Source organism: Calothrix sp. FACHB-168 (genome assembly GCF_963889195.1).
GTDB classification, from domain to species: domain Bacteria; phylum Cyanobacteriota; class Cyanobacteriia; order Cyanobacteriales; family Nostocaceae; genus Aulosira; species Aulosira anomala_A.
This window is the reverse complement of sequence record NZ_CAWPNJ010000021.1, coordinates 126,010-147,049: the sequence shown is the minus strand read 5'-3', so window position 1 is coordinate 147,049 and position 21,040 is coordinate 126,010. Positions and strand designations below refer to the sequence as shown.

The 21,040-nt window shown below is 42.1% G+C and carries 14 protein-coding genes and 2 tRNA genes; 12 read left to right on the top strand and 4 right to left on the bottom strand.

The features are described 5' to 3' along the window. Positions 1-530: 530 nt before the first annotated feature. From purD to nblS, 3 genes are all read left to right on the top strand, one after another. On the top strand, positions 531-1,808 hold the full coding sequence (gene purD / locus AACW45_RS13925; protein ID WP_190633178.1) for a phosphoribosylamine--glycine ligase: 1,278 nt from the start codon (positions 531-533) through the stop codon (positions 1,806-1,808). Between the two features lie 202 nt (positions 1,809-2,010). Beyond that, positions 2,011-3,267 (top strand): RNA-guided endonuclease InsQ/TnpB family protein, encoded by a 1,257-nt coding sequence (locus tag AACW45_RS13920; protein ID WP_242045658.1) that lies wholly within the window; start codon positions 2,011-2,013, stop codon positions 3,265-3,267. A 414-nt stretch (positions 3,268-3,681) separates the two neighbouring features. Beyond that, the gene (gene nblS, locus AACW45_RS13915) at positions 3,682-5,571 is read left to right on the top strand and encodes a two-component system sensor histidine kinase NblS (RefSeq protein WP_190633177.1); all 1,890 of its coding nucleotides are present in this window, start codon (positions 3,682-3,684) and stop codon (positions 5,569-5,571) included. 828 nt (positions 5,572-6,399) lie between these two features. Here the strand turns inward: nblS and dnaA are convergent. Then, on the bottom strand, positions 6,400-7,782 hold the full coding sequence (dnaA, locus tag AACW45_RS13910; protein ID WP_190633176.1) for a chromosomal replication initiator protein DnaA: 1,383 nt from the start codon (positions 7,780-7,782) through the stop codon (positions 6,400-6,402). A 250-nt stretch (positions 7,783-8,032) separates the two neighbouring features. On the opposite strand from dnaA, the gene AACW45_RS13905 reads away from it, so the two are divergent. The 7 genes from AACW45_RS13905 to AACW45_RS13875 all read left to right on the top strand — a co-directional run bounded on the left by AACW45_RS13905 (position 8,033) and on the right by AACW45_RS13875 (position 15,406). Further along, positions 8,033-9,211: an HhoA/HhoB/HtrA family serine endopeptidase gene (locus tag AACW45_RS13905; RefSeq protein ID WP_190633190.1), complete on the top strand. Its 1,179-nt coding sequence runs from the start codon at positions 8,033-8,035 to the stop codon at positions 9,209-9,211. A gap of 907 nt (positions 9,212-10,118) precedes the next feature. Further along, positions 10,119-11,120, top strand: a complete 1,002-nt coding sequence (locus AACW45_RS13900) for an ATP-binding protein (RefSeq protein ID WP_190633175.1) — start codon at positions 10,119-10,121, stop codon at positions 11,118-11,120. A 67-nt stretch (positions 11,121-11,187) separates the two neighbouring features. Then, on the top strand, positions 11,188-12,372 hold the full coding sequence (locus AACW45_RS13895) for a vWA domain-containing protein (protein ID WP_242045657.1): 1,185 nt from the start codon (positions 11,188-11,190) through the stop codon (positions 12,370-12,372). A 63-nt stretch (positions 12,373-12,435) separates the two neighbouring features. After that, positions 12,436-13,527: a pentapeptide repeat-containing protein gene (locus AACW45_RS13890; protein ID WP_190633174.1), complete on the top strand. Its 1,092-nt coding sequence runs from the start codon at positions 12,436-12,438 to the stop codon at positions 13,525-13,527. A gap of 66 nt (positions 13,528-13,593) precedes the next feature. Beyond that, entirely contained in the window at positions 13,594-14,784 is a 1,191-nt protein-coding gene (locus tag AACW45_RS13885) for an SDR family NAD(P)-dependent oxidoreductase (RefSeq protein WP_242045656.1), read from the top strand. Positions 14,785-14,900: 116 nt separating this feature from the next. Next, positions 14,901-14,972: transfer RNA gene (locus tag AACW45_RS13880), tRNA-Gly, on the top strand. A gap of 360 nt (positions 14,973-15,332) precedes the next feature. Beyond that, positions 15,333-15,406, top strand: a tRNA-Glu gene (locus AACW45_RS13875). 284 nt (positions 15,407-15,690) lie between these two features. Here AACW45_RS13875 and AACW45_RS13870 read toward each other — a convergent pair. Continuing rightward, a complete protein-coding gene (locus AACW45_RS13870; RefSeq protein WP_096648033.1) occupies positions 15,691-16,299 on the bottom strand; it encodes a hypothetical protein in 609 nt (202 codons plus the stop codon). A gap of 221 nt (positions 16,300-16,520) precedes the next feature. Next, the gene (locus AACW45_RS13865; protein ID WP_190550271.1) at positions 16,521-17,105 is read right to left on the bottom strand and encodes a thylakoid membrane photosystem I accumulation factor; all 585 of its coding nucleotides are present in this window, start codon (positions 17,103-17,105) and stop codon (positions 16,521-16,523) included. A gap of 331 nt (positions 17,106-17,436) precedes the next feature. Here AACW45_RS13865 and AACW45_RS13860 point away from each other — a divergent pair, with 331 nt between their 5' ends. After that, entirely contained in the window at positions 17,437-18,783 is a 1,347-nt protein-coding gene (locus AACW45_RS13860) for a MurT ligase domain-containing protein (RefSeq protein WP_190633187.1), read from the top strand. 278 nt (positions 18,784-19,061) lie between these two features. Here AACW45_RS13860 and AACW45_RS13855 read toward each other — a convergent pair whose 3' ends face one another. Continuing rightward, the gene (locus AACW45_RS13855; RefSeq protein WP_190633173.1) at positions 19,062-19,463 is read right to left on the bottom strand and encodes a hypothetical protein; all 402 of its coding nucleotides are present in this window, start codon (positions 19,461-19,463) and stop codon (positions 19,062-19,064) included. A 422-nt stretch (positions 19,464-19,885) separates the two neighbouring features. On the opposite strand from AACW45_RS13855, the gene AACW45_RS13850 reads away from it, so the two are divergent. Continuing rightward, on the top strand, positions 19,886-20,704 hold the full coding sequence (locus AACW45_RS13850; protein WP_190633172.1) for a type 1 glutamine amidotransferase: 819 nt from the start codon (positions 19,886-19,888) through the stop codon (positions 20,702-20,704). Positions 20,705-21,040 lie beyond the last annotated feature (336 nt).

Here is a 21,040-nt window from a genome sequence, read left to right as displayed (position 1 = left end):
AGGCTAATGTTGCACTAGTGAACCACAACCTCGTTTTGGAGTACCATTTGGGAAAATATCATACTTTCATGCTTGGTTGTGGGATTTTCCCGTGATTGACTAACTTGAAAATGGGCATTGGGCATTGGGCATTGGGCATGGGAAAGACAAATTTTCATGCTTGGTTGTGCCAAAACCTGGCGTGAATGGCTAACTTGAAAATAAGCGTTGACTGTTGACTGGGAAGAGATATTTTTATGTTTGGTTGTGAGATTTTCTCGTGATTAGCTGTCTTGAAAATAGGTGTAAGAGATAAGGAGGACAAGGAATTTTAGATTTTAGATTTTAGATTTTAGATTCAAACTCAATCCAAAAGACGCTCGCGGACTCGCTAACGCTGCGCTATCGCAAATCCAAAATCCAAAATTGAATTGCCCAATGCCCAATGCCCAATGCCCAATGCCCCATGCCCCTTGCATTAACACAAGCATTGATGAAAAAATTGATCCGCGAGTAGCTTCGCTGTTGCCAAGGGAAGTAAGAGGATATCCGTGAAAGTTTTAGTTGTTGGAAATGGGGGGCGCGAACACGCTCTGGCTTGGAAACTGCTGCAATCTAACCAAGTTGAGCAAGTTTTTTGCGTACCGGGTAATGGCGGTACGGCAAGTATGGCAAATTGCCAAAATATACCTCTGGCGGTAGATGATTTTCCGGGCATTGGTAATTATTGTCATCATAATGGGATAAATCTTGTCGTAGTAGGGCCGGAAGTACCCTTAGCGAAAGGAATTACAGATTTTCTTCATAATCAAGGATTAAAGGTATTCGGCCCTACTAGAGCCGGGGCACAAATTGAAGCAAGTAAGGCTTGGGCGAAGGCTTTAATGCAAGAAGCTGGTATTCCTACAGCGAAAGCCGCCGTATTTACCGAAGCCGCAGCTGCTAAATCTTATGTCACCGCCCAGGGCGCACCAATTGTAGTTAAAGCTGATGGCTTGGCGGCTGGTAAAGGCGTCACAGTGGCGGAAACTGTAGAACAGGCTCACAGTGCCATTGAGGCGATATTTCAAGGACAATTTGGCAGTGCTGGGGAATTTGTTGTCATTGAAGAATGTTTAATTGGGCAAGAAGTTTCGGTGTTAGCCTTAACTGATGGCTTAACAATTCGCCCCTTATTACCCGCCCAGGATCATAAACGTATAGGCGAAGGCGATACAGGCGATAATACCGGGGGAATGGGAGCCTACGCCCCTGCGCCCATTGCCACACCAGAGATTATGGCAAGGGTGCAAACAGAAGTTTTAGAAAGAGCGATCGCGACTTTAAAAGCTAAAGGTATAGATTACCGAGGAGTACTTTACGCCGGCTTAATGATTGCTCCCAACGGCGACTTTAAGGTGTTGGAATTTAACTGTCGCTTTGGCGATCCGGAAACTCAAGTCATACTACCCTTGTTGGAAACTCCCTTAGAAGAGTTAATTTTAGCCTGTGTAGAACAGCGTTTAGCCCAAACACCAATTACTTGGAAACCCGGAGCAGCAGCCACCGTTGTTGCTGCTGCTGGCGGTTATCCTGGGGAGTACGAAAAAGGACATGTAATTACGGGAATTACTCAAGTCACCGCCACCGGAGTCACCGTATTCCATGCAGGCACAACATTAAACCAGCAACAAGAAATCGTCACCAATGGCGGTAGAGTATTAAATGTCACTGGTACAGGGGCAAATTTTGCAGAAGCGATCGCCCAAGCCTACAAAGGTTTAGAATCAATTCACTTTACAGGCATATATTACCGTAGGGACATTGGGCATAGAGTCAACAACCCATAGTCAACAGTCAACAGTCAACAGTCAACAGATAATTGACTTTTGACTCTTATTTAACCTCTTTTGCCCAATTCCTAATCTGTCTATACGGTGGCAAGGTTGCTGGAAAATTGTGGTGTACATCCCTTACGGGTGTCCGAGAAATGGTCGATCTCTTGTCTAGCAAGGTTTTACCAACTCTACACTTCAATGGTAAATTTGATTTATGCTGACAATGAATTACATCTACCGAATTTATCCAAACACCACCCAATCAGCATTGATGCTTGAATGGTTGGAAATGTCGCGCAAAATTTACAACCGAGCTTTGCGCGAGTTGAAAGATTGGATTAATTCGCGCAAGTGCATGGTAGATAGGTGTTCAATTGAGCGAGAATACATTATTCCCGCCGATGCTCCTTTCCCTTCCTACCATCGTCAGCAAAACGATTTGCCCAAACTCAAAGAATCTTGGACAGAACTGAAAAAAGTTCACTCTCAAGTCCTGCAAACTACAATTCGCAGATTGCATGACACTTGGGAGTCCTTTCAAAAACGTGGCTTTGGTTTTCCAAGATTCAAAAAGTTTGGGCAATTCAAATCTTTCGTGTTTCCACAGTTCAAAGATAATCCCATCAATGGGTTTGAAATTACTCTGCCTAAGATTGGCAGCATTCCTATTAGTCTGAGTCGCCCAATCCCTCATGGATTTAGCGTCAAACAAGTAAGGGTATTGTCTAAGGCTCGTGGAACGCAATGGTATGTGATTATCTGCATTTCCACTGATGCTTTGGTTCCCGATATCCCTATTCATGGTAGGGCAATCGGAATTGACCTTGGATTGGAAAGATTTGTAACCGTGTCAGATGGTAGCTTTTTTGAACGCCCTAAGTTTTTGAAGTCCCAACACCGCAAGATGAAATTGCTGCAACGTCGGGCTGCAAAAAAACAGAACCGTTCTGCCAACTGGGAGAAAGCTCAAATCAAAGTAGCAAGGTTGCATCATCACATAGCCGATAAACGCAAGGACTTCCATCTCAAAACCGCTCACAAGCTTTGTGATTCTGCTGAAACTATCTTTGTAGAAGATCTAAATACGGTTGGACTTAGTAGAGGGATGCTTCGCAAAGACTGTGTTGATGCTTCGTTTGGCGCATTTTTAGACTTGCTTAAATGGGTGTGTTGGAAACGTGGCGTATTTTTTATGCGTGTCAATCCTAACGGCACTAGTCAAACTTGTCCATATTGTCAAGCGACTGTAACAAAGCCACTCTCCAAAAGAGAGCATATTTGTCCTGAATGTGGTTATCGAACGCATCGAGATCATGCGGCGGCTGAGATGGTGTTATTGCGTGGACTTGATTTAGTACCCGTGGGCAATCGGGGAATGGAAACTGCCTGTGCAGGCGAACTAGCGGGGATAGAAATATCTAGCCAAGTGCCGAAAACCCGTAAGGGCAAAACCAGGAAATCCAAAAAGTGATTTTTGGAATCCCCGTCCTTTAATAGCGCGGGTGAAGATGTCAATTTTTTAGTTGTTGGGTTGTGAAGCCCCACAGACTCCGCTTAAGCTGAGTCTGATGCTTCGTGCCTGACTCGCCGTAGTTTCTTTGTAGAAGTACAAATTGGTCTTACACAGCGTCTCTAGTATTACTATTTTTATCTCCTCACTGGGAGAACCTGCACAGCTGTCTGCCTTCAGCAGACAGTTTGACGGTGAGCGGAGTCGAACCGTCAACCCTGAGCAAAGCCGAAAGGTGAAAAACTATCATTATTTTCCTATATTCTCGTTGTGTAATCAAGACTCGCTCCCAGCTATCCCCCAGTTCCATTCCTCTACTGGGGGACTTTCCGCAGGGTTTGTTAAAACAAGAACTACTAACAACTTATATTTAAAATGCTGGCTCTTTTGAAAACAATCCGAGAAACGATCGCAAATTGGTGGTCAGATTTCACCCTCCAGACTAAGCTATTGGCTGCGGCTACATTAGTGGTGTCTTTAGCCATGAGTGGGTTAACCTTCTGGGCGGTGAATACGATTCAGCAGGATGCACAAGTAAATGATACCCGCTTCGGTCGTGACCTTGGACTGCTGCTAGCTGCCAATGTGACGCCGTTAATTGCTGAAGATAAACGCCAAGAAGTTGCCCAATTTTCCCAACGCTTCTACAGCAGCACCTCAAGCGTGCGTTATATGCTCTACGCTGATGAAACTGGGGAAATTTTTTATGGGATTCCTTTTTGGGAAACCGAGGTAGAAACCTCTTTAACCATTGAACGGCGCATCGAACTACCAGAAGATTACGCTAAAGAAAGCGATAAGCCAATGGTACGCCAACACATGACACCCGATGGTTCGGTGACTGATGTGTTTGTCCCCCTAATTGCCGATCACAAATATTTGGGTGTCTTAGCAATTGGCATTAATCCTAACCAAACTGCTGTTATCTCTACCAATTTTACCCGCGATGTCACCATTGCCGTATTTATTACTATCTGGGTCATGGTAATTTTGGCAGGGGTGGTAAATGCGCTCACCATTACCAAGCCAATTAAAGAACTGTTAGTAGGTGTCAAGCAAATCGCCGCCGGCAACTTTAAGCAGCGAATTGACTTACCCCTAGGCGGCGAACTAGGAGAGTTAATTCTCAGCTTTAATGATATGGCAAAGCGATTAGAAAGCTATGAAGAACAGAATATTGAAGAACTCACAGCCGAAAAAGCCAAGCTAGAAACTCTCGTTTCCACCATTGCCGATGGTGCGGTATTGATTGACAATAACATGCAGGTAATCTTAGTCAATCCCACAGCCAAGCGAATTTTTGCTTGGGAAAGTGATGACGTAGTCGGCTGTAACGTGCTACATCACTTACCGCCAGCCGTGCAAATGGAAACTAGCCGTACCTTGTATGAAATGGCTGCTGGTGAATCGGAAAGTGCGGAATTTCGCATCGCTTTAAACCAACCTACCCAACGTACTATCCGCATTCTGTTAACCACAGTTTTGGATTTACAACGGGAAAGTGTCAAAGGTATCGCCATTACCGTCCAAGATATTACCAGAGAAGTTGAACTCAACGAAGCCAAAAGCCAATTTATCAGCAACGTATCTCACGAACTGCGCACGCCTTTGTTCAATATCAAATCTTTTATCGAAACTTTGCACGACTACGGCGAAGATTTAAGTACAGAACAACGTCAAGAGTTTCTGCAAACAGTTAACCATGAAACCGATCGCCTGACACGCCTAGTTAACGATGTTTTAGATTTATCAAAACTGGAATCTGGGCGGACTTACAATTTTGATGGTGTAGATTTAAGTCAAGCAATTGAACAAACTCTGCGGACTTACCAACTCAATGCTAAAGATAAAGGTATTGAATTAATTCAGGAAGTCACATCACCTGTACCTTTAGTTGTGGGTAACTACGATTTGTTACTGCAAGTATTAGCTAATTTAGTCGGTAATGCGCTTAAATTTACCCCCGCCGGTGGTAAAGTTGCGATCCGCGCCTATCAATTAAATGCTAAATCCGCAGAGCAAAAATCATCGCCACCAGTGCGCGTAGAAATATCTGATACTGGTATTGGCATTGCTAGCGAAGACCAACAAGCAATTTTTGATCGCTTCTTTCGCGTAGAAAATCGCGTCCACACCCTAGAAGGTACAGGATTAGGGTTATCAATTGTCCGCAATATTATGGAACGCCATCATAGTAAAGTTAACTTGGTGAGTGAAGTAGGAATTGGTACAACTTTTTGGTTTGATTTGTCCGTATTTGAGTAAAAACCTACCAAAGCTCAAATTTAGCAATTCTATTTCAGTTGTGAAAAATGTTGACGGTTGACGGTTGACGGTTGACTGTGAACGAATAAAAAAAGATTCCAATCATTAACTTACCAAATCCGCAACTCGTAGGGGCGGGGTTACCCATTGGTGTCAACTTAATGTGAAACCCGCTTGGTGACTAGGTTATGCCCTCACCCCAGCCCCTCTCCCCTGAGGGAGAGGGGAGCAAGAGATTTAATTCCCCTTCTCCTGGGGGAGAAGGGGTGAGGGGATGAGGGCGAGGGTTTTTGTACAACAGGCGCAGTATATAGCTTTTAGCTTAAGTTGGCACAGGCTGGGGTAACCGTAGCCCTACAATTTGACATAATTTATTTTTTGGAATTCCCTAATTATATAAATAAACCAAAATATATTACCAAAGGTCAATAGACTTGAAACCCTTACCAATGACTAATGACCAATGACAATCCTTACCAGTTATATTTAATTACACCAACCTACCTATTTTGAGAAATTTGGATTAGCATCTGTGGAAATTGTGGATAAATAATTGCTAATTGATTTTTTGGCTAGTTTCACAACTTGCTTTCTGTGGAAAACTTGTGGAAAAACCCCCTAAGTTTTCCACAAGGTAAATATACTTATATGAATTTTTTCCGAAAAACTATCAAGTTTTCCCCAAAATTTTCCCCAAATAATCATTTTTTTCCACAGGCGAATAAATTTTTAATATATTTTTATACTGGGCTTAATATTTTTCGCAAACTAATGGCTAATAAAGCTGATGATTCATAGTCAAGGCTGTGGAAAACTTTGAGGTAACCATCAAGTTGCTGGCGAAGAACGGCTATTCATATTGATACGATCGCTTAATTGACGTAGGGTATTTGCTAAAGTGCGATCGCTATCTCGCAGTTGAGTAATCTTATCACAGCTGTAAATCACCGTTGTATGGTCTTTCCCGCCGAACTCTTCGCCAATTCTCGGTAAACTTAAATCGGTATGTTGACGCATCAGATACATCCCGATTTGTCGCGCCCAGCTAATCTCTCGCCGTCGGGAGTTACTTTTGAGGTCTTCAATGGAAACTTGATAAAAATCTGCGATCGCCTTTAAAATCAATTCTGGAGTCGCTGCTACATGCTGGTGCGGTGTTTCTAACAGTGGGGCGAGACTAGCAACAGACATCGGTAAACCACAATAAGAAATATAAGCGATCGCCTTTGTTAATGCTCCTTCTAATTCGCGAATATTAGAAGTGTAGTTAGCAGCAATATATTCAATCACATCTAAAGACAGCTGAATTTTTTTATCCTCAGCTTTCTTTTGCAGAATCGCCATCCGCGTTTCTAAATCAGGCGGTTGAATATCAGCAATTAACCCCATCGAAAACCGCGAACATAATCTAGCTTGCAAACTGGGAATTTGGTTTGGCGGACGGTCGGAAGCAATTACCACTTGCTTACCAGCTTCATGTAAAGTATTAAAAGTATGGAAAAATTCTTCTTGGGTGTACTCTTTACCTTCCAAAAACTGAATATCATCAACTAACAACACATCAGCCGCCCGATAATGCTGGCGGAAACTTTGCATACTATCCTGGCGGATAGCTGTAATTAAATCATTAGTAAACTGCTCAGTAGAAACATAAAAGACTTTAGAATCTGGACAAATTTCTCGCCGATAATGTCCAATCGCCCGCATTAGGTGAGTTTTACCTAAACCGACACCACCGCATAAAAATAATGGGTTAAACTCTCTTCCTGGCGATTCCGCTACAGCCAAAGACGCCGCATGAGCCATGCGATTGTTAGCACCAACAACAAATTTAGAAAATACATAATCTAGATTTAATTCATTAGTGCTTTGTTGATTGGGTGCAATTGTCTGTTTGACATCACTTTGGGCTGGTAATTTCCCATTAACTTGTGACTCATGGAATTGTCCAACCTCATCACCTTTAGCCACAGTAATGTAAATTTCTACAGGATGACCTACAATATCATGCACAACATCAGCAATAGTATTGATGTAATATTTCTGTAACCAATTGCGAGCTAAAGGATCGGGAGTGCATACCACCAAGCAATTATTCTCTAATCGTTCTGCAGTTGCAGTTTTAATCCAAGTTTCAAAAGTGGGACGGGATAATTCTTTTTGCAATCGCTCTAGTACCTGACTCCACAAATTTTCTAAGAGAATTTCCATTTTTTACCACCTTTGCAGCTAATAGTCACAATAGAAGTTATAAGCCAGCACCAAGTTAGTATTCATAAACCCTAGCCCTGGAAGCAGCTTTTAAGTTGTAATCATTTTGGGACATACCCGGTAGGCAATATCCTACCACCCACCGACTAACACGGAGACGCAACGACACATGAAGATAAACACCTGGATTTGTGCAGCCCAAAGTACTGTTACTCAAGGTTTACTCCAGCAACAGGGTAAAACCAATGTGATGTCGCTGCTATTGAAGATAAGTTTTTTAATATACCTTGGTGGCTGCTCTTTGCTACCGGGAAAAACTCTGGAAAGACAACAAAATAATTCAACTCAGTCTCCGGTAGTCTCCCAAAACCCCATTGTTCCCGCACCAATTTTTTCTTCCTCTAATGGCGATCCTAATTTTGTGGTGGGAGTGGTACAAAAAGTAGGTGGGGCTGTGGTACGGATTGATTCTTCCAGAACCGTATCTTCCCAGTCAGAAGAATTTGAAGATCCATTTTTTCGGCGATTTTTTGGCGATACTGTACCATCACAGCCCAGACAACGGGTAGAACGGGGTAGCGGTTCTGGGTTTATTATTAACTCCACTGGGCAAATTTTGACTAATTCCCACGTAGTAGACGGCGCTGATGATGTCACCGTCACCCTCAAAGATGGTCGCACTTTTAACGGTAAGGTGCTGGGTGAAGATCCAGTTACCGATGTCGCCGTGATTAAAATAGATGCTAATAATTTACCAACTTTAGGAATCGGCAACTCCGATGCTTTGCAACCAGGAGAAGCTGTAATTGCTATTGGTAATCCTTTAGGTTTAAACAATACTGTAACATCTGGCATTATTAGCGCCACAGGACGTTCTAGCAGCGATATTGGTGCTAGCGACAAGCGCGTAGATTATATTCAAACTGATGCAGCAATTAACCCCGGTAACTCTGGGGGGCCATTATTAAATGTGAGGGGTCAAGTAATTGGGATGAATACAGCGATTATTCGCGGTGCGCAAGGCTTGGGCTTTGCAATTCCCATCAACACCGCCCAAAGAATCGCCCAAGAATTAATTGCTAACGGTAAAGTGGATCATCCTTATTTAGGGGTGCAAATGGTGACACTTACGCCAGAACTGAGGGAAAGAATTAATAATCAATTAGGCGATCGCATTACCTTAACAACCAACGACGGCGTATTATTAGTCAATATTGTACCTCGTTCTCCCGCCGCCATTGCTGGTTTAAAAAGCGGCGATGTCATTCGCAGTATTAATAATCAACCTGTTACCAAAATCGAAGACGTACAAAAGCTGGTAGAAAATAGCAAAATCGGCGAGCCTTTACAAATGCAGGTAGAACGCAACGGAAAAACTACCCAAGTAGCCGTTAAACCTGCGCCTTTACCCGTGCGGCGTGAAAGTTAGGGGTTAGGGACTTCCAACTAAAAAAATATACTATCACTGTGTAGGCAGAGGGGCAGGGGGCAGGGAGCAGGGGGAAAATCAAAATATCTTCTCTCGGAAATTGGATAATTTATTTTCTGGAAGTCCCTTAGGGGTTAGTTATTTTATTTTATAAATACAAGAGAGAATAAGTATTAGCGCCTGGGCATGATTCAGCAGGCGCATTAATTATATTTTTACCAGTATTTAGCTTAATTAGCAGGTTTATCAATCGTGGAGTTAATACAAGATTTGTATACTTGATTTACAACTTGTATACTTGATTTACAAGTCGCAAAACTTAATTTACAACTTGTATACTTGATTTGCGAATCGCAAAACTTAATTTACAACTTGTATACTTGATTTGTGAATTAGAAAACTTGATTTACAACTTGTATACTTGATTCACAAGTCGCAAAACTTAATTTTGGCTTTGCAACATAACCAAATCACATGATGTTGGCGACACATCAATATATTCTAGAGGGCACAGCAGGGGAGCATCCCAATTTTGACGCAATACCCTAGAAGGGTATTGCTATACCAACAAAGCCTGCCTTCGCAGGCTAAAAGTTTGATAGCCTGCGAAGGCAGGCTTCGTATTTCTAGCCCCACCCTTATAGGGTGAGGGCGTTTTTGCACATTTGGGATACTCCCGCACAGCAGTGCCGTTATCCCATTCTTTTTTTCAATTGGTATCAGATCAAACGCAGTGCGATCGCTATTTTATCTACAAAACTGCATCCCATCGATGACAGTTCATATCTGCCTGTAATATAATTGTAGTACTCAAGTTAATATCTAAATTTTGCTGGGTTTTGGCGTTTAAAAAACTCCAACCAAGCTATGGAATACTACATAAAAATACGGACATTTTCCCCGAACCATGACACCAGCAGACCTCAAAGCCTACCTCGATAACCTGTTGAGTAAAAATATCTCTCTCAGTACGATGATTTGGGGCCCGCCGGGAATTGGTAAATCTAGCATCGTTGCCCAACTAGCGCGCAAACATCAAATTGATTTTGTTGATGTGCGCCTGTCTCAACTTGCACCTACCGACTTACGCGGTTTACCTGTAGCTGAAGACGGTACTTCTAAATGGTATCCCCCAGAATTTTTACCCCGTGAAGGTAAGGGTATTCTCTTCCTCGATGAATTAAACATGGCTCCCCCAGCTATGCAAGGTGTAGCCCAGCAGTTAATTCTTGACGGTCGCGTCGGCTCATACGTAGTTCCCGAAGGTTGGTTTGTCTGGGCAGCTGGGAACCGTAAAGAAGACCGTGCAGCAGTCTTTGATATGCCCTCCCCCCTAGCCAACCGCTTTTTACATCTACAAGTAGAAACTGATTTTGATAGTTTCAAAGCATACGCTTTATCTACGGGAGTTCACGAGCAAATTATCGCCTTTCTCTCCTTCCGTCCCAGCTTATTACATAAACTCGACCCCCAACAGCCATCATGGCCTTCGCCCCGTTCTTGGGTGATGGCGAGTCAATTACACGCCACCGGATTGGATATTACCCCCGCCGTTGGAGTAGGAACCACCGCAGAATTCAATGCGTTTATTAAGCTGTATCAAAACTTACCAGATTTAACTGAGATTCTCTTGGGTAAAGGCGAGCGAATTAAATTTCCCACAGAACCATCAGTTCGCTATGCAGTAACCATAGGTTTAGCCATTAACGCTCAATCTGCAAACCAAGCACATAACGCCTTCAATTGGATATCCCAAACAGCCGCAATGGAATGGGTGCAGTTATTTGCCACAGATTTATTTCGCAGTATGCGCAGCAAAAAGCAAATTGGCGCATTAGCCCAGCTAGTGCAAAAAGACCCGAAACTTCAGAAATTTATGCAGGAATTTCAGGAATTGATGGGAGTTTAAGAGGCAGGGGGAAAGAATTCAAAATTCAAAATTCAAAATTAAGGAATTTCCCAATGCCCAATGCCCAATGCCCAATGCCCCATGCCCAATGCCCCATGCCCAATGCCCCATGCCCAATGCCCAATTAAACAAACTTATCAGTGCTTCGATGTTGCGGTTGCGGATGAAATCGCCGTTTTTTGCAACTTTGGCTTTGTTTGCACGAGTGTTAATTACCGAAAGCGTTCCCACTGCAGCGACGGATGGAGAGGATATTTTTATTAATGCAGATTTTTTGCGATCGCTCTCTTCTTCCCAACTTGATGGCTTATTATTACACGAAGTCTTACACGCCGCACTTTTGCACGTTCCCCGCCGTGGTGCCAGAGAACGCAATCTCTGGAATGTAGCGGCTGATATTGTGGTTAATGGCATGATTGCCCAGCAACAAAGTTTTGAATTACCTGCTGGTGGCGTGCGCAACTTAGAGCTAGAGCATTTGAGCGTGGAAGAAATTTATGAAATATTGCTAAAAGATGCTAAAAATTGTCCAAAATGCCAAGCTGACTTATTATATGAGCCAAAAGACGGGAAATCTGATGGTAGTTTAGATGCAGCACGCCAGAAAACTTTAGAAAATCATTGGCGCAATGCGATGCAACAGGCGATCGCAGTTGCTCACAGCTGTAATAATCAAGGTAGTATTCCTGCAGGAATTCAGCGAGAACTCACAGCCCTCAGCGAAGGGCAATTAGATTGGCGTTCTTATCTGTGGCGCTACTTAGTGCGAACCCCTACAGATTTTACAGGCTTTGACCGTCGCTTTATCAGCCAGCGACTTTACCTAGAAGCACTCGAAGGCGAAAGCGTCAAAGTATTTGTGGCAGTTGACACCAGTGGTTCTGTAGGCGAAGCCGAACTGCGGCTATTTTTCAGCGAAGTTATCGGAATTCTCAATTCTTACCCCCATATTCAATGTCAACTTTATTACGCCGATGCCGAAGCTTACGGCCCTTACGAACTTACCACAGATAGTCCCTTACCTAAACCAGTAGGCGGCGGTGGTACATCCTTCGTTCCTTTCTTCGATAAAGTTAACGACCAAATTGACTGGTACAGTAATAGTGTTTGTGTATACCTCACAGATGGCTATGGTACATTTCCTGAACAACAGCCAAATTTCCCCGTATTGTGGGTAGTTACTCCCGGTGGACTAGACTTAAATCAATTCCCCTTTGGTGAAGCGGTTAGGCTGTTGTCAAATGGTAAATAGTCAGAGACGCGATGAATCGCTTCTCTACAATTGTCCCCCCTGCCTTCTTGGATGAATCTCGCTATGTCAGATATTCCTGATTCTTTAACTCAAACTGAAATGCTGTCCCTAATACGAAAAGGTGCAGGTTTTTGGAATGAATGGAGAGCAGAAAATTTAAAATTATTAGAGTATATATCTGAAACAGAATTCAGCGAATATTTGGTGTTGAATTTAAGTGAAGTTAACCTCAGTGGAGCTAACTTAAAAAAATTCAACTTTCGCCAAGTAGATTTAAGTTGGGCAGATTTAAGCGGAGCCGATTTGAGTGGAGCTAAACTTTATAAAGCCAATCTGAGCGGTGCAAATTTGAGTGGTGCAAATTTAAGTAATGCAAATCTCAATGGTGCTAACTTAACGGCAGCGATTTTACAAGGAGCAAATCTGAGCGGTGCAAACCTGAGCCGTACTGATTTAAGTGAATTTGATTTTAGTAAAGCAACTTTAAATAAAGTAAATTTTTTTCGAGCCAATCTCAGCCAAGCTAACTTTAGAAAAGCTAATTTAAATAAATGTAAATTTACTGGCGCAAATTTAGCAGCAGCCGATTTCCGCGAAGCTGATATGACTGGCGTAAAACTGGGCGGAGCTAAATTAGTCAAAGCAGATTTGAGTGAATTAAATTTGGCTGGATTAAACTTAATAAGAGCCGATTTAAAAGCAGCTAACCTTAGTAAAACAAATTTAACAGCAGCAAATTTGAGTCGAGCAAATTTGTATGAAGCAAAAATTAGTGGTGCAAAATTTCACAAAGCTAATTTATTTAATATTATTCTGCAAACAGTTAACCTCAATGAAGCTGATTTAAGCGGAGCTAATTGGAAAAACTCTCAACTTTGGGGATTTAATTTTAGTGGATTTAATCTTAGTGGTATTAACTTCAGTGGTACAAACTTAAGACAAGCAAACTTCCACAAAACAAATCTTATTGGCGCTGATTTCCGCAAAGCCAGCCTCCAAAGTGCAAATTTTCAAGAAGCAAACCTCTTAGGCGCAGACTTCAGCCAAGCTTATCTATATGATGCTAATTTCTCCGGTGCAAATATTTTAGGTGCTGACTTCAGTAGTGCTAAATTGTCAGGTGCAATTATGCCCAACGGAACGAAGTATAAATGAGAAGGAAGACAAATAACAATTGTACAGACGCGATTCATCGCGTCTCTGCCCAATGCCCAATGCCCAATGCCCCATGCCCCATGCCCAATGCCCAAACAACAACGTTGCATCGTCTGCAAAGCAACTTTTTTACAAGAGCATAATTTTTACAATGGCGTTTGTGTTAATTGCGGAAACATTAACTACAGCAAACGTCATCAAAGCGCTGAGTTACAAGGAATGACGGCTGTTGTCACCGGGGCTAGGGTAAAAATTGGCTATGCTGTAGCGTTGAAATTGTTACGAGATGGTGCTGCTGTCATAGTTACAACGCGCTTTCCTCATGACGCTGCAAAACGATACGCAGCAGAACCTGACTTTGAAAAATGGCGAACTCGCTTACAAATTTATGGGCTAGATTTGCGACATCTCCACAGTGTTGAGCAATTTACCCAACACATTCTCAAATTTTATCCGCGACTCGATATTATTATTAACAACGCCGCGCAAACAGTACGCCGTCCACCAGCGTTTTATCAGCATTTAATTGAGTTTGAATCATTACCCGTGCAAGATTTACCGCCAGAATTGCCAGGTTTGCTGAGTCAGACTCATAGTTTAAACGCCGCAGAAAGTGATAATTTGCTGCCAAAGGTAGCTAGTGAAGATATTAGACCGGAAAAATCAGCTTTTCTCTCGCAAATTCCCCTAATTCCTGAAGATAATTTAGATAATTCCGCTTTATTCCCACCGGGAATGTATGGCGATGATGGACAACAGCTTGATTTGCGTCCGTTTAATAGCTGGCTGATGAAAGATGATGAAGTCAGCATTTTGGAATTATTAGAAGTGCATATCATTAATGCGATCGCACCTTTTGTCATTAATAGCAGACTCAAGCTGTTAATGAGCAATCAAAAAGAAACTGCGAAATACATTATCAACGTTTCCTCAATGGAAGGACGATTTAACGACGTTGATAAACCTTGGCGACATCCTCACACCAATATGGCAAAAGCAGCACTCAACCAAATGACTCGCACCTGTGCCAAAGAATATGCCAAACACCGGATTTTCATGAATGCAGTAGACCCCGGTTGGATTAGCTTTCAACATCCTTATCACCAAGCTAAATCTATGCAAGAACGCGGCGTAAATCCCCCCTTTGATATTATTGACGCAGCCGCGCGAATCTGCGATTTAATTTATTTGGGAATCAATCAAGGAAAGACCCCTTTTGGTAAATTCTTTAAAGATTACATAGAGATAGACTGGTAGAGGAAAGGGATAAGGGAAGGGGGACAAGGGAGACAAGGGAGACAAGGAAGACAAGGAAGAAAAATTTCCCATGCCCAATGCCCAATGCCCAATGCCCAATGCCCCATACCCATCACGGCAGTGTAGCTTAATGGTAAAGCACGTGTCTGCCAAACACGAAGACAACCGTTTGATTCGGTTCACTGCCACAGCAACGTAGTTCAAATAACAGAATTCCTTGGAGTAGACCAGGAGATGCGGGTGTAAATCCTGCCGTTGCTATTTTTGTGAAAATGCGATAATATATGTGTTAAGTCCGGGTAATTACTTATTATTAATTCTCCCCGCGTCCTCGCTTCCCCGCCGCCCCTAATCCCCAATCTGTGCGGTTTCCGAGTCCCCCGCGTCATCCCTAATAGTAAGTTTTAACCGGACACAATAATTAACTAAAGTCAATAACTAGTACAGCAAGGCTCAAATAAAGCTACCATTTCAAACATTCATAAACCTTGATGTATTAACCTTTTGACTTTTGACTTTTGACTTTTGACTTCCCCGCAGAGGTACTAGGCAGTGTAGCTTAGTGGCAAAGTGCCTACTCTTCAAGTAGGAGACGACCGTTTGATTCGGTTCACTGCCACCAGCAACGTATTTCAAACAGCAGAATTCCTTGGAGTATACCAGGAGATGCGGGTGCGAATCCCGTCGTTGCTATCGAGAATCCATGATTTTATCTACTGCAACACAAGCTTGATGAAAGCGTTCTTCCCAGGAACCGCTAATGAGGATGTAGGGTCTATTTCTGGATTTTAATTCAAAAATACAGCGATCGCGAAATTCTGTTCTTAAATGAGGTCAAAACCTTTGGCTATCATCTGCTTGACTTCTTCTAGGGTGTCATCAACACCACTAAATAATGCATATTCATTAGCCAATCGGATGATTACCAGGGTTTACGGCATGAATATACTCGCTACCAGAATGGGGTCGTCCGCGTTTATAATAGGCTTCTTGTGGTTGTCCCCAGCCTAACTGTAAAATAATTTCTAAAAAGTTAGAATTTTCCCATTTCCATAAACTAGCCCATTCTGTTCTTTGGGCAATTCTTTCGACATCAATTTTATGAATGCGTTCGTGTTGTTTGCTATTATTAAAACTCAGATATAAATCCATATCCGAAGTAACTTCATACCAAAATTCTAAGATTGAATCTTTGGCGGATTGTAATATTTCTAAATCATGATTTAAAGCAATTAATTCACTATCTATTTTCGGATAATGTACAGTTTTTCCTTTGACATTTACTTCATGCCAAATGATACCTGACACGTGATTTTCTCTTTGATAGTCGTGAATAGCAGCTTTAAAATCTTGATAGGCAGTAAACTTTTGCAGTCCATCAGTTCTGATAAATTGGTCAATTATCGGATTGCCAGAAACTGTTACTTCTAATTTTAGGCGTTCCCCCTTCAAGCAAGCTTGACGTTCGGCTGCTAAAATTTGGATGAGTTCTTCGGTAGTATAAACCTTTGACATCAGAACACGCTCTAATTAGTTAGTTGTCAGTTGTCAGTTGTCGGTTATTAATTTTTCCCCATCTTTGTGCCATCTTAATTAGTGTGCCATTGAACTATTGACGATGAATTAAGTTTTTTTGTTAAATCAGATTATTTACAGATTATCTCTTGACGAAATTGACAATGTAGTATCAGATATGACTAAAAATTAGGGCAGACCAATTTGGTCTACCCTCAAGGTTACTTACTTAACTCACTACTGAATTCATTGAAGGAACGCCGCTTTAACTGTACTGACTCGGAACGAGGTAGTAAATCAAACACTTCACGAAAGCGATCGTCGATTTCTTCAAAAGGTACTTGACCTTGTTTATTTAAAACTACTTTACCGGATTGATCGAAGACTACAACTTGAGGTACTGCGCCAGAATAATAATATCTTGGATCGGTAGGGTCATTAGTTTTTTGAGATGAGAAGGTATCTACACTAATGGGGATAATTTCTGCAACTTTACCGTAAAATTCCTGTACTCGCGAAATTGTAATGGCATATTCCTTACAATCTTTGCTGTCATCGACATAAAAAGCCAAAAACACTGGTTTATGCTCTTGTAGAGACTGTGCTAATGTCTGTCTGGGAGGAATTAACGAACCATTACCAGCATAAACAACGAAAATGTTGCCTTCATAATTGTCTTCCTTAATACCAGCAGATGCTGGTTGGATATTGAGAATCAACAAGCACGCAAGCAGCACCAAAGCTTTAGAAATCAATTTTTGCCAATGAGTTTTTTTCTGTAAAAAAGGAAACTTTAAGCCATTCATCAAAAGAAACCTTGTGAGCTACTGTTTTGTGAGTTTTTGCTGAATTCAGCAAGTAGCGCTGGATATATGATTACGTCCTTGCACCATTTTTTAAGATAACGCCTATGGGGACTAGGGGCTAGAGGTTAGGGTGCAGAGGAGGCAGAGGAGGCAGAGGAGGCAGAGGAAGCAGAGGAAGCAGAGGGGGTAAATAAATACTTAATGCCCCATGCCCAATGCCCCATGCCCAATGCCCAATGCCCAATGCCCCATGCCCAATGACAACTGACTATTGACTATTGACTATTGACCATTGACTATTAACTATTGACAAAATTAATTTAAGCTATTAATTACTGTGGCAAACAAATTACATCTTATAGATAGAATCAAACTAGGTTTGGCGGTGTCGGTGGCGAAAGGCGTGACTTTGATGGTGCGATCGCTCCGTCTCGGTGCTGCTAGTGTATTACCAGGGTCGATTGCGCGTAAAATTGAACCGAAGTTGTTGCAATTGTTGAGTCAGCAGGTAAAACACGGGGCGATTCTCATTGCTGGCACTAATGGTAAAACTACCACATCCCTACTTTTACGAGAAATTTTAGAGCGCAAGGGCTACCGTGTGGCGCATAATTCCACAGGCGCGAATTTGGAAAATGGGTTGATGACGGCGCTGATGGATAACGCTAGCTTCACGGGTAGCTTGGATGTGGATTACGCGATTTTAGAAGTTGATGAAAATATCCTACCCAAGGTATTAGCACCAATTCAACCAAAGCTGATTCTGTGTTTAAACTTGTTCCGCGATCAACTCGATAGGTACGGCGAAGTTGATACTATTAGTAAACGCTGGGGTAAAGCGATCGCAACTTTATCACCTCAGACTATTGTAGTTGCTAATGCTGACGATCCTACTATCTGCTATCTCGGTCAACAATTAACTCAACAGCGCGTCTCGTTTTTCGGTTTGAGCGAACCAGAACATTATTTAGAAGCGATTCCCCATGCTGTTGATTCTATCTATTGTCCCAGATGCGGACAAGCTCTCAACTACGAAGGCGTTTATTTGTCCCACATGGGCGAATATAGTTGTGGTAATTGCGGCTTTAGTCGCAGTCAACCCAGTCTCAACAGCAGCGAATGGCCGCAAATTCTTGTCGGGTTATATAACAAATACAATACCTTAGCAGCTGCCACTGCTGCCCAAGAATTAGGAGTTGATGCGGCGACTATCCGCGAGACTATTCCCAACTTCCAAGCAGCTTTTGGGCGGGCGGAAGAATTGGAAATTAACGGGAAAAAGGTACGGATTTTATTATCAAAAAATCCTGTGGGGACGAATGAAACCATTCGTGTCGTTACTCAAAGTACAGATAAAACTACTTTGCTGGTGTTAAATGACCGAGTGCAAGATGGTGAAGATGTATCTTGGATATGGGATGTCGATACAGAGAAATTAGTCCAGCGTGGAGGTACTTTAGTTGTGAGTGGCGATCGCGCTTATGACATGGCCTTACGTCTGCGTTACAGCGATCCTCAGCCTAATCATAATTTTAACCTAATTGTGGAAGAAGATTTACGCGATGCCATTAACACCGCATTAGAGCGTACACCCAACAACGAAACCCTGCATATATTACCCACATATACAGCCATGTTGAGTGTACGTGAAGTCTTAACTGGGCGGAAGATTTTGTAATGGGGCATTGGGCATTGGGCATTGGGCATTGGGCATTGATAGTAAATCATTTATTTTCTTTGCCCCTGTTGCCAAGAGTAATATCCCTAGCTTATCCCGCAATCCCGCCGTCACCCTATAAGGGTGCGGCTAATTGAACAAAGCCTGCCGTTGCAGGCTCTAGAAATTCAGCCTGCAACGGCAGGCTTTGCAACATTAGCCCCAGGCTTCGAGCCTGCGGGCGTTATTTCGGGTATGCCAGAGAAATTGTTATTTTAACAAAAGTCTTAGCCTCTACCTTACTGCAACTTCACAGCTGCGCGCTGAATTGGTAATACTTCTTCTAAAGTCATCTCATGGTCAGCTGTGAGATGACTGCTACAGCAAATTGTACTAAAGAAAACTTTTTGACCAACTAATTCTGAAAAATACTGTTGTAAAAGTAAACGAGAAGTAATATCTCCTAATAATTCTCCCAAATCTTTGGTGAGTTGGTCTTTATCATCGCGGTGCACCATTCTATATTTAAAATTGGTTTCACCGACTAAATTTTTAACAGCAGAATCAAAATTATCTTTCTTACCTTGAACATAAGCAAAAGCTTGTTCTTGCAAAAAATTCCAAGCTTCTGGGAAAATCTCCCGAATTTTTTCGAGATGATTCTCTGTTTGGTAGACTAATGTAGCAGTTTTACAATCCATATAGTAATATTTCAGTTTGTTAAACAAACCTTCGACAATCTGTAATCTTACGACTCAACAGGAAAAGTGAAACTGAACTTTTGCAATTCCCTGATAACTCTCTTGGGATTATCGGCAAAATGTTACTGCAAAACTGTTACATAAACTACGAATAAACATAGCATTTAAAACCAATGTGCGATATGCTTACCCAAAATCTAGATATACACCGGATTCGCCAATCCTAAATTGAAAAATATATGAATGATTCAATTATTCAAGAAACATAACTAAGCATAAACACTTTTTAGTTAGATGGTTATGTGCTACATCGCACAACCAAAGTATAAAAATCAATGCCCAATGCCCCATGACGCCACTTGCTTCAAGCCGGGAAACCCGTCCAACGCAGTGGCTCCCCCATGCCCCATTTCCCAAATTATATGACTTCTCCAAAATTTGAAATTACAATTGGTTGGTTATATCCGACGCTGATGAGTACCTATGGCGATCGCGGTAATGTAATTACTATAGAACGCCGCGCTCAATGGCGGGGATACAGTGTCAAAGTTTTACCATTGGATCAAAATACTACCACCGATGAAATTAAATCTGTAGACTTGATTGTCGGTGGTGGTGCGCAAGACAGACAGCAAGAAATTGTCATGCGCGATTTGCAAGGTGCTAAAGCCGATGCTATGCGTGAAAAAATAGAAAATGGTACGCCGGGAGTCTTTACCTGTGGTTCGCCTCAGTTACTCGGACATTATTATGAACCAGGATTAGGACAACGGATTGAAGGTTTAGGAATTTTAGATTTAGTCTCAGTCCATCCTGGTGAAAATACTAAACGCTGCATCGGAAATTTGGTAATTGAAGTTACAGCCTCACGCCTAGCCCAAGATTTAAAAGCAATGACAGGTAGCACGCCTTATTTAGTCGGCTTTGAAAATCATGGCGGACGCACTAAGCTGGGGAAAGTGGAAGCTTTAGGAAAAGTCGTTTACGGTTTGGGCAATAATGGTGAAGATGGTACTGAGGGAGCATTTTATCAGAATGCGATCGCTACCTATTCCCACGGCCCCTTGTTACCCAAAAATCCCTTTGTTGCAGATTGGTTAATTCAAACAGCGTTGCGGCTGAAGTATCAACAGCCAATTACCCTAGAACCCTTGGATGATACCTTAGCAATGCAAGCACGGGAAGCTATGTTTAAGCGGTTGAAAGTAAATTTACCCACACCAGCAGCCGCGAAGGTTTAAAATTCCCCAAATATAGTCTTTAACGTAGGGTGTGTTAGGCATTCCGCCATAACGCACCGACCATATCTGAAGCTACATCAAGAAGATATTACAACAAGCGATCGCTCAATACTCTATTTCTGTTCAGCCCTAAACTAGAACTATCTAAGCGGCAATAATGTATTTATTGTTACAATTAATTACCCAGTTTTATACGTATAAAAATCAGCTTTAAATTAAAAACGCAAAATCTTTATCAAATTAACACAGAACTTTATACCTAGAAAATGCTAGGTATTACTGTAAATAATCTTGGCTGCATCCCAATACAGTCATGTTTAAGGTAGTTAATATTCT

Bases quoted from the DNA above. Each gene is read 5' to 3' on its own strand.
- AACW45_RS13890 (WP_190633174.1), top strand. From the start codon at position 12,436: ATGTCAGATATTCCTGATTCTTTAACTCAAACTGAAATGCTGTCCCTA.
- AACW45_RS13900 (WP_190633175.1), top strand. From the start codon at position 10,119: ATGACACCAGCAGACCTCAAAGCCTACCTCGATAACCTGTTGAGTAAA.
- AACW45_RS13885 (WP_242045656.1), top strand. From the start codon at position 13,594: ATGCCCCATGCCCCATGCCCAATGCCCAAACAACAACGTTGCATCGTC.
- AACW45_RS13920 (WP_242045658.1), top strand. From the start codon at position 2,011: ATGCTGACAATGAATTACATCTACCGAATTTATCCAAACACCACCCAA.
- AACW45_RS13865 (WP_190550271.1), bottom strand. From the start codon at position 17,105: ATGAATGGCTTAAAGTTTCCTTTTTTACAGAAAAAAACTCATTGGCAA.
- AACW45_RS13870 (WP_096648033.1), bottom strand. From the start codon at position 16,299: ATGTCAAAGGTTTATACTACCGAAGAACTCATCCAAATTTTAGCAGCC.
- AACW45_RS13850 (WP_190633172.1), top strand. From the start codon at position 19,886: ATGACTTCTCCAAAATTTGAAATTACAATTGGTTGGTTATATCCGACG.
- nblS (WP_190633177.1), top strand. From the start codon at position 3,682: ATGCTGGCTCTTTTGAAAACAATCCGAGAAACGATCGCAAATTGGTGG.
- dnaA (WP_190633176.1), bottom strand. From the start codon at position 7,782: ATGGAAATTCTCTTAGAAAATTTGTGGAGTCAGGTACTAGAGCGATTG.
- AACW45_RS13905 (WP_190633190.1), top strand. From the start codon at position 8,033: ATGTCGCTGCTATTGAAGATAAGTTTTTTAATATACCTTGGTGGCTGC.
- AACW45_RS13855 (WP_190633173.1), bottom strand. From the start codon at position 19,463: ATGGATTGTAAAACTGCTACATTAGTCTACCAAACAGAGAATCATCTC.
- AACW45_RS13895 (WP_242045657.1), top strand. From the start codon at position 11,188: ATGCCCAATGCCCCATGCCCAATGCCCCATGCCCAATGCCCCATGCCC.